Genomic DNA, 12,809 nt, shown 5'->3' with positions numbered 1-12,809 from the left:
GACCGATCGGTTGGTAAATTCGCAATCCATCCGGCGCGGCCCACGCCCCTCACCTGACAGGCCACCCATGACTGCCCCCAATAATGACTCGCCTTCCGCTGAACTCTCCGAACGCTACGCCCGCTATCGCGCGCTGACGCTGCGCCGCCACGGCCCCATCCTGGAAATCATCATGGGCGCCGCCCAGTCGGCCAACCAGAAGCTGGCCACGGCGGACGCCAACATGCACCGCGAGCTGGCCGAGATCTGGCGCGACGTCTCCGCCGATCCCGAGGTGCGCGTGGCGCTGATCCGCGGCGAGGGCAAGGGCTTTTCCGCCGGCGGCGACCTGGCGCTGGTGGAGGACATGGCCAATGACTTCGAGACCCGCACGCGCGTGTGGCACGAGGCGCGCGACCTGGTCTACAACGTCATCAACTGCGACAAGCCGGTGGTCTCGGCCATGCACGGCCCGGCCGTGGGCGCCGGGCTGGTGGCGGGCCTGCTGGCCGATATCTCGATCGCCGCCAAGACCGCGCGCATCGTCGACGGCCATACCCGGCTGGGTGTGGCGGCGGGCGATCATGCCGCGATCGTGTGGCCGCTGCTGTGCGGAATGGCCAAGGCCAAGTACTATCTGATGCTGTGCGAGTCGGTCAGCGGCGAGGAGGCCGAGCGGATCGGCCTGGTCTCGCTGGCGGTGGAAGAGGACGAACTGGTTGCGCGCGCTTTCGAGGTCGCCAACCGGCTGGCGGCCGGGTCGCAGACCGCGATCCGCTGGACCAAGTACGCCCTCAACAACTGGCTGCGCATGGCCGGCCCCGCCTTCGATACCTCGCTGGCGCTCGAATTCATGGGCTTTGCCGGCCCCGACGTGCACGAAGGCATGGCGAGCCTGCGCCAGAAGCGGCCGCCACAATTCAGATAACGACGACGCAGCCGCCGGCCCACTGTTGGCCGGCCCTGGGCTGCGTCGCACACGGAGCGCGCGACCATGTTCGGACAGATTCCCGATTTCACCAACGGCTTCGACTTTGTGCGCCGGTTGTGGGGCAGCGGTACCGGCATGCCCGGCGGCCTGATGCCCGGGTTGCAGGCGATGGCCCCGCCGATGGACCTCGATGAGCTCGACAAGCGCATCGCCGACCTGAAGGCGGTGGAGAGCTGGCTGCAGCTCAATACCAACCTGCTGCACACCACCATCCAGGGCCTGGAGGTGCAGCGCGCCACGCTGGTGGCGCTGCAGACCTTCGGCAACGCGCTCTCGCCGGAGGCCATGCAGTCGGCGATGGAGAACGTCGCGCGCGCGGCCAACGCGCCCAGCGCCACGCCACCGCAACGGTCCGGCGCCGATACCGGCGCCACGGGTCACAACGAGCCGCAGGCCGAGGCCGCTGCGCAGGAGCCTGCCCAGGCTGCAGGCGCGCAGGCCGGGGCGGGCGAAGCGGAGCCCGCCGCGCCGCCCAACGCGGGGCTGTGGTGGGACATGCTGCAGCAACAGTTCAGCCATATCGCCAGCAGCGCCGCCGCGGCCAGCATTGCACCGTTCGGCATGAGCGGCTTTGGCGCGGCCGGCCCCGGCACGCCTGCGCAAGCGCCCGCGGTAACGCCGAAAGACGCCCCCCCGCGCAAGGCCGCGGCGGCCAAGCCCGCTGGCAAGCCGGCGGCAAAGAAAACCGCTGCAAAGAAGGCGCCGGCCAGTAAGGCGGCCAAGGCCAAGCCCGCCAAGAACGCGGGGAATGGCAACGGCAATGGCAACAGTGGCGCCAACGGCGGCAGCAACGCTTCCTGACCCCCAGCCGGCGCGGCCCCACCACACCCTTCGCCCAGCCCCCAATGCACCGCGACCCCTTGTCGGGACCCCGCCCTGCTCCGCAATCCGGACCCAACCCCGCTGCCACCGCGCTGATCATGATGGGCGGCGGCGCCCGCGCCGCGTACCAGGCGGGCGTGCTATGCGGGCTGGCGCGCATCGCCGCGCGCCACGGCAAGGCGCACGGGGCGCTGCCGTTCGGCATCATCGCCGGCACCTCGGCGGGCGCGATCAACGGCGCCGGCCTGGCCATCCACGCGGCCGACTTCCAGGCCGCCACGCAAAGCCTGGGCGCGCTGTGGCACAGCATCCATGCCGACGACGTCTACCGCACCGACGTGCTGCGCGTGGGCGTGTCGGGCGCACGCTGGCTGTCGACGCTGGCGCTGGGCTGGGCCACGCAGCGGCGCGCGCCGCGCGCGCTCTTCGACAACACCCCGCTGGGCAGCATGCTGGGCGAGCTGTTCGAGCCCGCGCGCGTGCAGGCCAGCCTGGACAGCGGGGCCCTGCAGGCGTTCGCGGTGACAGCGCTGTCGTACAGCACCGGCCGCCACGTGACCTTCTACCAGTCGCACCACCGCATCCACCCGTGGCACCGCAGCCAGCGCATCGCCGTGCCGGCGCAGATCACGGTCGACCACCTGCTGGCATCGGCATCGATCCCGTTCCTGTTCCCGGCCACGCCGCTGGAGATCGACGGCCACCATGAGTGGTTCGGCGACGGCACCATGCGGCAGATGTCGCCGCTGTCACCGGCGATCCACCTGGGCGCGTCGCGCATCCTGGCGATCGGCGCGGCCTCGCGCCAACGCTCGGGCTGGTTCGACACGGTACCGGCCGGCGGCTACCCGTCGCTGGCTCAGGTGGGCGGCCAGGCGCTGGCCAGCATCTTCCTGGACGGGCTCAACGCCGACCTGGAGCGGCTGCTGCATATCAACCGGCTGCTCGCGCGCATGCCGGAAATGGCCGGCGACCGCGAGGGCTGGCGCCCGGTGCAGGTGATGACGATCTCCCCAAGCGAGCCGATCGAGGCCATTGCCGCCGAGCACCAGAAGCAGCTGCCGCGCACCGTGCGCGCGCTGCTGGCGCCGCTGGGCGGCACCGAGGCGCGCGGCGCAGCCTTTGCCAGCTACCTGCTGTTCGAGCCCGAGTTCACCCAGGCGCTGATGGCCCTGGGCGAACGCGACGCCGAGGCCCAGGCCGCCGAACTGGCGGCGTTCCTGTTCGGCATCGTGCCCGGCGCGGCGCCCCCGGCGTTGGCGGCGGAGCGGGCGCTGTCGCCTTGAGTGCCCGGCGTCACAAAGACGGGGCGGCGTGAATGGCACTTGGCACGCCCGGGCGCCGCTGATCGGCCGCAAAATGCAGCCGGCTGCGCCAAACCTCGCAAATAACGTTGCATTTGGCCCGATCCCGGCTAAAAAAGAAGAAGAGAATAATTCGCATCTGGTAGAATCTGCCCGTAATTTCAAAGGCTTACCATGCTCTACCCCGAACTGTTCAAATCGTTGGAAGCCGTCCGCTGGCACATGGACAAGGACATCCCCTGGGATACCTTTGACGCCAGCCTGCTGACGGACGACCAGGCCAGGACCATCCGGATGAACGCGATCACGGAATGGTCCGCCCTGCCCGCGACCGAAATGTTCCTGCGCGACAACCGCCACGATTCCGACTTTTCGGCGTTCATGAGCATCTGGTTCTTCGAGGAACAGAAGCACTCGCTGGTGCTGATGGAGTACCTGCGCCGCTTCCGCCCGGACCTGGTGCCGACCGAGGAAGAGCTGCACGCCGTGCGCTTCGAGTTCGACCCGGCCCCGCCGCTGGAAACGCTGATGCTGCATTTCTGCGGCGAGATCCGCCTGAACCACTGGTACCGCCGCGCCGCCGAATGGCACACGGAACCGGTGATCAAGCATATCTACCGCACCCTGTCGCAGGACGAAGCCCGCCACGGCGGCGCCTACCTGCGCTACATGAAGAAGTACCTGGCCCAGTTCGGCGACAACGCGCGCGCCGCCTTCGCCAAGATCGGCGTGCTGATGGCCTCGGCGCGCCGCACCGAGAAGCCGCTGCACCCGACCAACCTGCACGTGAACAAGGCGCTGTTCCCCAACGACACGGTGCAGTCGCGCCTGCCGGACCCGGACTGGCTCGAGCACTGGCTGGACGAGCAGATCCGCTTCGACGAAGGCTGGGAGAAGAAGGTCATCGAGCGGATCCTGCACAACATGTCGCTGCTGTTCGAACGCACCTTCGAGACGGTGCAGGACCTGAACCGCTACCGCAAGGAACTGAATGCGCGCCTGCCCGGCGCTGGCGGCGCCCAGCCGGCGTAAGCCTGGGCCGCGCGGCCACGGCTGCATTCAGCAAAGCCCCGCTCCGGCGGTAATGCCGTTCAGTTAAGTCTGAACGGCATTTTTCTTTGCAGGGGTTGTAAACAAGGTGTCGAGCTGTTAACTTGCCGTTCCGATGCTATCGGAACAAGTCCACGCCACCCTTGAGCTTAGTGAGCCGGCCAGTTTTGCCCGGCTCAGCGAGCATCTGCCGATGGCTTGGATTGAGCAGGCGCTGGCAGCCACAGGAACAGCGTCCGTTCGCCGGCGTCGACTGCCAGCAGAGCAGGTGGTCTGGCTGGTCATCGCGCTGGCGCTCTATCGGCACCAATCGATTCCCGATGTGCTGGAGACGCTGGATCTGGCACTGCCCAACGATGCCAACGCCTGTGTCAGCAAGAGCGGGATTGCCCAAGCCCGCGAGCGGCTTGGAGACAAGCCTCTGTTGTGGCTGTTTGAGCAGACCGCGCGGGCGTGGGTGGCTCAGGATGCTGCGCACTACAAATGGAAGGGCTTGGCGCTTTACGCCATGGATGGGACCACCTTCCGCACCGCCGATAGCCCTGAGAATCGCCTCCACTTTGGCGCGCAGAGCTACGCCAGCGGCAAGGTCGCCAGCTATCCACAAGTCCGCGGGGTCTCGCTCACGGCTGTTCCCACCCATCTTGTTGCCGATATCGCCTTTGGCTGTTACGGGCGCAACGAGATGCTCTATGCCAAGGAGCTCATTGAGCGGATCCCGGATCATTCGTTGACGATCTTTGACAAGGGCTTTCTGGCCGCAGAGATCCTGTGGGGCTTGCGCATGGGCGGCAGCGAGCGCCACTTCCTGATCCCCGCCAAGAAGAATCTGCAGTGGGAGCTGCTCTCCGGCAGCGAGGACGATGGCATCGTCCAGATGAAGGTCTCGCCTCAGGCGCGGACCAAGAATCCGGCCTTGCCAGAGACCTGGACAGCGCGTGCGATTCGAGACAAGGACTCAGATCGCATCCTGTTGACCTCATTGACGGACCGTCGACGCTTCAAGCCCGCCGATATCCTCGCGTGCTACCGCCGCCGTTGGGAAATCGAAACGAGCTATCGGGAGCTCAAGCAAACGATGCTCGGGGCGGAACTGACCTTGCGCAGCCGCCAGCCTGAGGGCGTGTATCAGGAAATCTGGGGGGCACTGATTGCGTACAACCTGGTGCGTCTGGAGATGGCCAAGGCTGCGCTCGAGGCCCGCGCCGAGCCCACCGACCTGAGCTTTGTGCTGGCCTTGCGCCTGATACAGGGCGAGTTGATCTGGGCAGCCGGCATGGCCCCAGGCAAGCTGCCGGCCCATCTGCAGCGCATGCGCGCCAAACTTCAGTTGGCGATCGTCCAAAAACGACGGGGGCGTAAGTGCCCCCGTGTAGTCAAAGCCCTGCCTAAGCGCTACTCCGTCCGGTTCCTCAGAAAGGACCTTAACTGAACGGCATTACCGCTCCGGCGGGGCTTTTTCATTGGCGCGGCGCCAGCGCATTTCCCGTTTCCTGTTTTTCCGATGATTTCAGAAAACCCGGGGCCGTAGCAGAAGCCGCGCAACCGCGGGAGGTATTCGGTTACGCAATCACCGGTTTAAGCGCCCAGCGATGCCTTCCCGATACATCAGCCGCAAACCCAGTGGGGGCGCGATCCTCCAGGACATTTAATTCGGAAAATAAAATACTTAATTCACTGCCGATGATTATCTCGACGTGCGCCGATGCATTGATGATCCGCCATTAAAGATTAAATCAATTCATTTTGTAATATCCCGCAATTCGGATAGCATCGTTGCACCGCCGGCTTGGCAGGGGTGTGATCGGTAACGGAGGCCAGGCCGGCCAGGCGCTGGCCAGGGGGCTGATCGACTGCGTCGTCACGGTGGACGGGCTGCCCGGCCCGGGCGGCGTGATGGCCGAGCATGTGATGATGGCCCAGCGCAGCCTGATCCGGCTGCCGCCGCTCTCCGTCGCGGGCGACCACCCAGGGCAGGTGCGCGAGCACTGGACCCTGCGGCCGACGATGCCGACGCCGACAGCGCGGTGCGGCGCTACCTGGCGGGCGTGTCCGACAGCGTCAGGCTGACCGTGGCGCCGTCATGGAACGCTCAGGTGGCCCTGTGGCGCTCGCGCGGTGGCGTAACGCCGGTGCTGAAATTCAACGTGCCGTGGATCGAAGGCGCCAGCGCGGCCTACGTGGCGGACGTGCCCGAGGGCTTCCCGGCGTGGGCCAGCGTCAGCCTGCTTTACCTGAGCGGGCGCGCACAGGCCACATGCATCGACGCCGTGCGGCAGGCGCTGGTGGCGGTTTTGCGCGGCATTGCCGCTGCGACCGTGCCGCTGCCGGCCAATGACGCGGCCATGGCGCTGCCGCTGGCGGGCTAGGCCGCAAACCCGCAGCGGTGTCGGGCACAAGACGGGGTACCATCTCGGACAAGCGTGCCGGGCCCGTTGCGGGGCCGGCCTTCAACTTCCGACCCTGACCCATGTCCGTACCCGCCTTCGAATCCAAGCTGACGCCCTCCGACGACCCCGCCGCGCTGGCCGCGCGCATTGCCGCGCTGCCGCGCCCGCTGGTGTTCACCAACGGTGTCTTCGACATCCTGCACCGCGGCCATGCCACCTACCTGGCGCAGGCGCGCGCCCTGGGCGCGAGCCTGGTGGTGGGCGTCAACAGCGATGCCTCGGTGAGGATGCTGGGCAAGGGCGATGACCGCCCGCTCAACCATGAGTCGGACCGCATGGCGCTACTGGCCGCACTGGAATCGATCGACCTGGTGGCGCTGTTCCGCGAGCAGACCCCTGTCGAGCTGATCCGCCTGGTACGCCCCGACATCTATGTCAAGGGCGGCGACTACGACATCGACACGCTGGAAGAAACCCGGCTGGTGCGCAGCTGGGGCGGCCAGGCCTACGCCATCCCCTTCCTTCACGACCGCTCGACCACCAAGCTGCTGACCAGGGTGCGCCAGGGCGCCTGACGCGCTTGCGTGCGACTCAGGAGCAGGCCAGCACGTCCTCGGCGCCATAGCGCTGGCGCATATCCTCGATCCGAGCGCGCGCGGCGTCATCGGCATTGCGCACGCGCAGCCACTGGCGCGTGAGCGGGCGCGCGGCCTCGGTCAGCATGGCGGTGCGCACGCCGTGGCCGCGCAGCGTGTCGAGGTAGCGCTCGGCGCGCTCGCGCTCCCGGAACAGGCCCAGCGACACCGTGTAGGTGGCCGCCTCGGCCGCACCGGCGGTCACCAGCGAGTATTCCGTCACGTTGCGCCGGCGCAGTTCGGCGAGCTTGCGCTCGGCGTTCTCGCGGGTGGGCTGCGGCGGCAGGTGGATCCACCAGCGCACCTGTTCCTGGCGTTCGAACGCCTCCACCAGCAGCGCGGCAGCGGCCAGGTCGTCGGCGGCGCGGCGCGCGGCCTGGGCGCTGAAGCCGCCGATTTCCATGCAGGCGGCGGCCAGCGTGGTCACCGTGCCTGCCGTGGTGGCGGGCAACCCACTGCGCGGCGCGGCCTCTGCCGCCGAGGCCGGTGGCTGCAACCGCATGCGCTCCCCGCGCACCTGCTGCTCCAGCCGATGCGGCTCACGCGGCGTTTCAAACCAGCCCGACAGCGGGTTCGCCCCGAACACCCCGAGCACCGCCGCCAGCAGCGCGACATTGGCGAGCAGCAGCAACAGCAGCGCGATGCGCAGCGGGCGTGGGAGGTTGGCAAGCATGGGGCGGGGACGGAATGAATCGGGTGGGAGATAGCTGGCAGCTGGGGCAAAAAGATGGCAGGTAGCCCTACGCGTCGGCCAATGCCATCGCATGCAGGCCGAGCAGCACCAGATTATCGTGCATCTCGCATGGCACCGCGAGCGCGCCCTCCAACGCGGCGCGCGCTCCGCCCGAGAGCAGGCAGCGCGTGGGACCGCGCTCGCCCAGCGCACGCCAGGTGCGCTCGATCGCGCCCGCCTGCGCCGCCAGGCAGCCGGCGGCAATCGCGTCGTGGGTGTTGTCGGCCCAGCGCAGGTTCGCGCCGGCCACAGTGCCGGCGTCGTCGACGTCCAGCGCCGGCAGCTGCGCGGTGTTGCGCGCCAGCGTGCCGAGCATCAATGCCAGCCCGGGCAGGATCAGGCCGCCTTCGAAGCGCGCCCGACCATCTGCTGAAACCGTGACGATATCGAGCGTGGTGGCCGTGCCCGCGGTCACCACCAGCAGCGTGTCGTGCGGCAGCCAGCGGTGCGCGCCGATGGCGCCGACCCAGCGGTCCACGCCGAGTTGCGTGGGCTCGCGGTAGCCGTTGGCGAGGTTGCCGTGCGCGGCGGCGCTGCGCACCCATTGCACCGGCGCCAAGGCGCCGAAGGCATCGACCAGCGCCGCATCGACGGCCGCCGCGATCACCGGGCCGGCCACGTTGGCGATCCATACCGCCGGCATCGGGCCACTGCCGCGCAGCGCGCGCAGGCCGGCGGCGAGCGTCTTCAGTGCGCCGTCGTCGGCATGCGTGACCGCGCCGGCGTGCTGCCATGGCGTGGGCAGGCCCGCGGTCGCCGGCACCGGCGCATCCGGCTCGCACCACGCCCATTTCAGGCGGGTGTTGCCGATATCGATCAGCAGCCGCGGCGTGCTCATGCGGCGTCTCCCTGGCCCGGCGCAGGCCGCAGCGACAGCTCGCCGCTGGCGATGCGCTCCAGCCCCGCCGGCGTTTCCAGCAGCAGGTGGCCGGCCTCGTCGACGCCGCGCGCCATGCCCTCGGCCATCACCTGGCCGTCGTGCAGCAGCCGCACCGGCTGGTCGCGGTAGGCATCGGCGGCGGACCAGCGCCGCGCCATCGGCCCGAAGCCATGCGCGAGGAAGTCCGTGCGCATCACCGCCAGCCGCTCCAGCAACGCGGCCAGCAGGCGCGGCGCGTCGCGTTGGGCGTCGAAGCCGGGCAGCGCCTCGGCCACGCCCGCCAGTTCGCGGCCGAGCGCCGCTTCCATCTGCGCGTCGCGCACCAGGTTCAGGCCGATGCCGATCACGGCCCAGACCCGCTGCGGGCCCGCAGGCACCGATTCGATCAGGATGCCGGCCAGCTTGCGGCCGTCGATCTGCAGGTCGTTGGGCCACTTCAGGCCGACGCGCGCACCCAGCCGCGCATCGACATCGCCCAGCGCCTCGGCCAGCGCCAGGCCCACGGCCAGGCTCAGGCCGCTGAGTTGCGCCGGTGCCAGCGCCAGCGGCAACGCCACCGAGAAGGTCATGCCCGCCTGCCCCTGCCAGGTCCGGCCCTGGCGCCCGCGCCCGGCGGTCTGGCGGTAGGCCAGGCGCAGCCGGCCGGCGTCGGACCAGGGCATCTGGCGGCAGGTGGTGGTCAGGTCGGCATTGGTCGAGCCGGTTTTCTCCACCAGTTCCAGCGTCCAATCGCGCAGCGCGGGCGAGAGCGCGGCGCGCAGGGCGTCGGCATCGATGCGCCAGGAGAGGGCGGACTGGGCGGACTGGGCGGACTGGGCGGACTGGGCGGACGGATTGGACGGGCTGGCAGGATCGGCGGGCATGCGGGATAAAGGGAGCAAGAGGACTGGGATCGACGGGGATCGTATAGCGCACAGGCAAGCGCGGGCGCCGGCCACGGATGCCGCATTGTAGCCGTGCGGCGTGCCCGGGCAGGGCGGCGGCATGCCCGCGGTCGCGCCAGTGGGGCGGGTGGCTTAGAATCGGGACTCGGTCATCACATCCCTTGCCCTTGGAACGCCAGACGACGCCAGATTTCCAGATCACCCGCGGGGACGGAACCGTCAGCGTACAGCTGCGTGGCGACTGGACCGCGCTCGCCCTGGCCGGCTGCCACCAGGCGCGGCAGTTGCGGTCGCAACTGCACGAACTGGCCCTGGCGCCGGAGCATGCCCAGTGGTCGCTCGCGGAAGTGGAGCGGCTGGACCACATCGGCGGGCAGCTGCTGTGGCAGGCGTGGGATGGCAAGCTGCCGTCGCAGCTCGATGCCAGCGACGGCCAGCGCCGCGTGTTCGAGCGCATCGCCGCGGTGCAGGACGAAGGCTGGAAGAAGCACATGGTGGACCGCTTCAACCCGGTCACGCTGTTCGGCGCGAACGTGCTGTCGTTCGGCGAGCAGTTGGGCCGTGGCATCACCATGCTCGGCCAGCTCACCTTCGACCTGCTGCGCTTCGCGCGCATGCCGCAGCGCGGACCGTGGCGCGAAATCTCGGCCAATATCTACAACGTGGGCTACAAGGCGCTGGGCATCACCGCGCTGGTCGGCTTCCTGATCGGCATCGTGCTGTCGTACCTGTCGGCCAACCAGCTGCGCACCTTCGGCGCCAGCACCTTTATCGTGAACATCCTCGGCATGGCGGTGATCCGCGAGCTGGGGCCGGTGCTGGCGGCGATCCTGATCGCGGGGCGCTCGGGCTCGGCCATCACCGCGCAGATCGGCGTGATGCGCGTGACCGAGGAACTCGACGCGATGCGCGTGATGGGCATCTCGCACGGCTTCCGGCTGATCATGCCGCGCGTGATCGCGCTGGCCGTCGCCATGCCGCTGCTGGTGGCGTGGACCGACGTGATGGCGCTGGCCGGCGGCATGCTGGCCGCGCGCATGCAGCTTGGCATCAGCGCCGCCTTCTTCCTGCGCGAACTCCCCGACGCGGTGCCGGTGGCCAACCTGTGGCTGGGGCTGGGCAAGGGCGTGGTGTTCGGCATCCTGATCGCGCTGACGGCGTGCCACTTCGGGCTGCGCATCAAGCCCAACACGCAGAGCCTGGGCGAAGGCACGACCGCCTCGGTGGTGACCTCGATCACCATCGTGATCCTGGCCGACGCGGTGATTGCGATCCTGTTCAAGGACGTGGGCATATGAGTTCCTTGCCGCCCGCCTCGCAAGCCCCCTCGCAAGCCTCGCAACCGAAGCCCACGCCGGTGATCGAGGTGCGCAACCTGGTCAAGCGCTTCGGCAAGGTCGTGGTGCACGACGGCATCGACCTGGACGTCTACCGCGACGAGGTGCTGTCGATCGTCGGCGGCTCGGGCAGCGGCAAGACCGTGCTCCTGCGCCAGATCGTCGGGCTGGAGCGGCCCACCTCGGGCACCATCCGCGTGTTCGGCGAAGAGCCACGCCGGCTGAACGCGGCGCAGCTGCAGGCGCTGCGCAACCGCTGGGGCCTGCAGTTCCAGCGCGGCGCGCTGTTCTCGGCGCTGTCGGTGATCGACAATATCGCGCTGCCGCTGCGCGAGCTGCGTGCGCTGCCCGACAACCTGATCTGCCGCGCGGCCCTGCTCAAGCTGCAGCTGGTAGGCCTGTCCGCGCGCGATGCGGACAAGATGCCGTCGGACCTGTCCGGCGGCATGATCAAGCGCGTGGCGCTGGCGCGCGCACTGGCGCTGGAGCCCGAGCTGCTGTTCCTGGACGAGCCCACCGCGGGGCTGGACCCGATGGCCTCGGACGATTATGTCGCGCTGATCCGGGAACTTCGCCGCGAACTGGGCCTCACGGTGGTGATGATTACGCATGACCTGGACACGCTGGTGGCGCTGTCCGACCGCGTCGCAGTGCTGGCCGACCACAAGCTGGTGGCCGCGGCGCCGATCCCCGAAGTGGTGAAGGTGGACCACCCCTTCATCCGCGAGTATTTCCTGGGCGAGCGTGCCCAGCGCGCCCTGCAGGCGCTGCAGCAGCCAGGGCAGTCCGCGCAGTCCGCACACCCCGCGCGGCCGGATGCGGCGCCCTCTGGAGAAGCATGATGGAAAACAAGTCAAACGCATTCCTCGCGGGCGTGTTCACGATCGGCCTGGCCGTGCTGGTCATGTTCGCGATCTTCTGGTTCAGCAGCGACCACGCGGTGCGCGTGCCGTATGACCTGATCACCCGCTCCACCGTCAACGGGCTGGGCCCGCAGGCGGACGTGAAGTACCGTGGCCTGGCGGTGGGCAAGGTCGAATCGATCAAGTTCGATCCGCAGGTGCCAGGCCAGATCATTGTGCGCATCAGCGTCAACAAGGACACGCCGATTACGCGCACCACCTATGCCACGCTGGGCTTCCAGGGCGTGACCGGGATCGCATACGTGCAGCTCGATGACTCCGCCGCGCACGACGGCTCCGCGACCTCGCCGCCGCTGGCCACCTCGCCCAAGGCGCCGGCGCGCATCGCCATGCGCCCCGGCTTCTTCGAGGAGCTGGAGAAGCGCGGCGACACGCTGCTGACCCAGGCCGAGACGCTGCTGTCCTCGCTCAACGACATGTTCCAGACCGCCAACCGCGCCGAGCTGATGGCGGCGATCCGCTCGGTGCGCAAGACCGCCGAGGATTACTCGCAGCTCTCGGCTTCGCTGGCGCCGGCCACGAACCGGCTGCCGAAAGTCACCGAGAACCTGAACGCCACGCTGGAATCGACCCGGCGCCTGACGCAGGAGCTGGCCAACCCGAACGGCACCGTGATGCGCACCGTCGACAGCGTCGGGCGCGACCTGCAGGGCGCGTCCGCCTCGGTGCAGTCGGCGGCCGGCACCTTCAGCCAGGAAACGCTGCCGCAGCTCAACGGCCTGGCCCGTGACGCGCGCCAGACCGCGCGCACCTTCGAGCGCGCCGCCGGCCAGTTCAACGAGAGCCCGAACAGCGTGCTGTTCGGCGTGCCGACGCCGACGCCGGGGCCGGGCGAGCCGGGCTTCAGCACGCCCTGATGACGGCGCCCTCCTGTCCAGACC

14 protein-coding genes are annotated in these 12,809 nt (G+C 68.9%); 11 read left to right on the top strand and 3 right to left on the bottom strand.

Features of this window, described 5'->3' with window-relative positions; translation table 11 throughout:
• Positions 1–67 precede the first annotated feature (67 nt).
• From AC10V3_RS00470 to rfaE2, 8 genes are all read left to right on the top strand, one after another.
• Positions 68–907, top strand: coding sequence for an enoyl-CoA hydratase/isomerase family protein (locus AC10V3_RS00470; RefSeq protein WP_022533205.1), 840 nt, complete (start codon positions 68–70; stop codon positions 905–907).
• Between the two features lie 66 nt (positions 908–973).
• Positions 974–1,771, top strand: coding sequence for a PhaM family polyhydroxyalkanoate granule multifunctional regulatory protein (locus AC10V3_RS00465; RefSeq protein WP_022533204.1), 798 nt, complete (start codon positions 974–976; stop codon positions 1,769–1,771).
• A gap of 44 nt (positions 1,772–1,815) precedes the next feature.
• Positions 1,816–3,078, top strand: a complete 1,263-nt coding sequence (locus AC10V3_RS00460) for a patatin-like phospholipase family protein (RefSeq protein ID WP_022533203.1) — start codon at positions 1,816–1,818, stop codon at positions 3,076–3,078.
• Between the two features lie 192 nt (positions 3,079–3,270).
• Positions 3,271–4,128 carry a ferritin family protein gene (locus AC10V3_RS00455; RefSeq protein WP_022533202.1) on the top strand — a complete coding sequence of 286 codons (858 nt, stop codon included), beginning with the start codon at positions 3,271–3,273 and terminating at the stop codon, positions 4,126–4,128.
• A 133-nt stretch (positions 4,129–4,261) separates the two neighbouring features.
• Positions 4,262–5,578, top strand: coding sequence for an IS4 family transposase (locus tag AC10V3_RS00450; RefSeq protein ID WP_490922939.1), 1,317 nt, complete (start codon positions 4,262–4,264; stop codon positions 5,576–5,578).
• A gap of 368 nt (positions 5,579–5,946) precedes the next feature.
• The gene (locus AC10V3_RS00445; protein WP_349605233.1) at positions 5,947–6,216 is read left to right on the top strand and encodes a hypothetical protein; all 270 of its coding nucleotides are present in this window, start codon (positions 5,947–5,949) and stop codon (positions 6,214–6,216) included.
• Positions 6,174–6,515, top strand: a complete 342-nt coding sequence (locus AC10V3_RS00440) for a hypothetical protein (protein ID WP_022533200.1) — start codon at positions 6,174–6,176, stop codon at positions 6,513–6,515. The genes AC10V3_RS00445 and AC10V3_RS00440 overlap by 43 nt, the downstream gene beginning before the upstream one ends.
• Positions 6,516–6,616: 101 nt before the next feature.
• On the top strand, positions 6,617–7,111 hold the full coding sequence (rfaE2, locus tag AC10V3_RS00435; RefSeq protein ID WP_022533199.1) for a D-glycero-beta-D-manno-heptose 1-phosphate adenylyltransferase: 495 nt from the start codon (positions 6,617–6,619) through the stop codon (positions 7,109–7,111).
• Between the two features lie 16 nt (positions 7,112–7,127).
• On the opposite strand, the gene AC10V3_RS00430 is transcribed toward rfaE2, so the two are convergent.
• The 3 genes from AC10V3_RS00430 to AC10V3_RS00420 all read right to left on the bottom strand — a co-directional run bounded on the left by AC10V3_RS00430 (position 7,128) and on the right by AC10V3_RS00420 (position 9,647).
• Positions 7,128–7,844 (bottom strand): SPOR domain-containing protein, encoded by a 717-nt coding sequence (locus AC10V3_RS00430; RefSeq protein WP_022533198.1) that lies wholly within the window; start codon positions 7,842–7,844, stop codon positions 7,128–7,130.
• 67 nt (positions 7,845–7,911) lie between these two features.
• The gene (locus tag AC10V3_RS00425) at positions 7,912–8,742 is read right to left on the bottom strand and encodes a type III pantothenate kinase (RefSeq protein ID WP_022533197.1); all 831 of its coding nucleotides are present in this window, start codon (positions 8,740–8,742) and stop codon (positions 7,912–7,914) included.
• Positions 8,739–9,647 carry a biotin--[acetyl-CoA-carboxylase] ligase gene (locus AC10V3_RS00420; protein WP_490922936.1) on the bottom strand — a complete coding sequence of 303 codons (909 nt, stop codon included), beginning with the start codon at positions 9,645–9,647 and terminating at the stop codon, positions 8,739–8,741. The genes AC10V3_RS00425 and AC10V3_RS00420 overlap by 4 nt, the downstream gene beginning before the upstream one ends.
• A gap of 182 nt (positions 9,648–9,829) precedes the next feature.
• On the opposite strand from AC10V3_RS00420, the gene AC10V3_RS00415 reads away from it, so the two are divergent.
• Genes AC10V3_RS00415 through AC10V3_RS00405 form a run of 3 tightly spaced genes read left to right on the top strand, consistent with a single transcriptional unit; the run spans position 9,830 to position 12,785 of the window.
• The gene (locus tag AC10V3_RS00415; protein WP_349605234.1) at positions 9,830–10,966 is read left to right on the top strand and encodes an MlaE family ABC transporter permease; all 1,137 of its coding nucleotides are present in this window, start codon (positions 9,830–9,832) and stop codon (positions 10,964–10,966) included.
• Entirely contained in the window at positions 10,963–11,847 is an 885-nt protein-coding gene (locus tag AC10V3_RS00410; protein WP_022533194.1) for an ABC transporter ATP-binding protein, read from the top strand. Before AC10V3_RS00415 ends, AC10V3_RS00410 begins: the two co-directional genes overlap by 4 nt.
• Positions 11,844–12,785: an MlaD family protein gene (locus AC10V3_RS00405; protein WP_022533193.1), complete on the top strand. Its 942-nt coding sequence runs from the start codon at positions 11,844–11,846 to the stop codon at positions 12,783–12,785. The genes AC10V3_RS00410 and AC10V3_RS00405 overlap by 4 nt, the downstream gene beginning before the upstream one ends.
• The last annotated feature ends 24 nt before the right edge of the window (positions 12,786–12,809 follow it).

Source organism: Cupriavidus sp. PB-02 (assembly GCF_058252315.1).
This window is presented reverse-complemented; position numbering and strand designations above follow the sequence as displayed.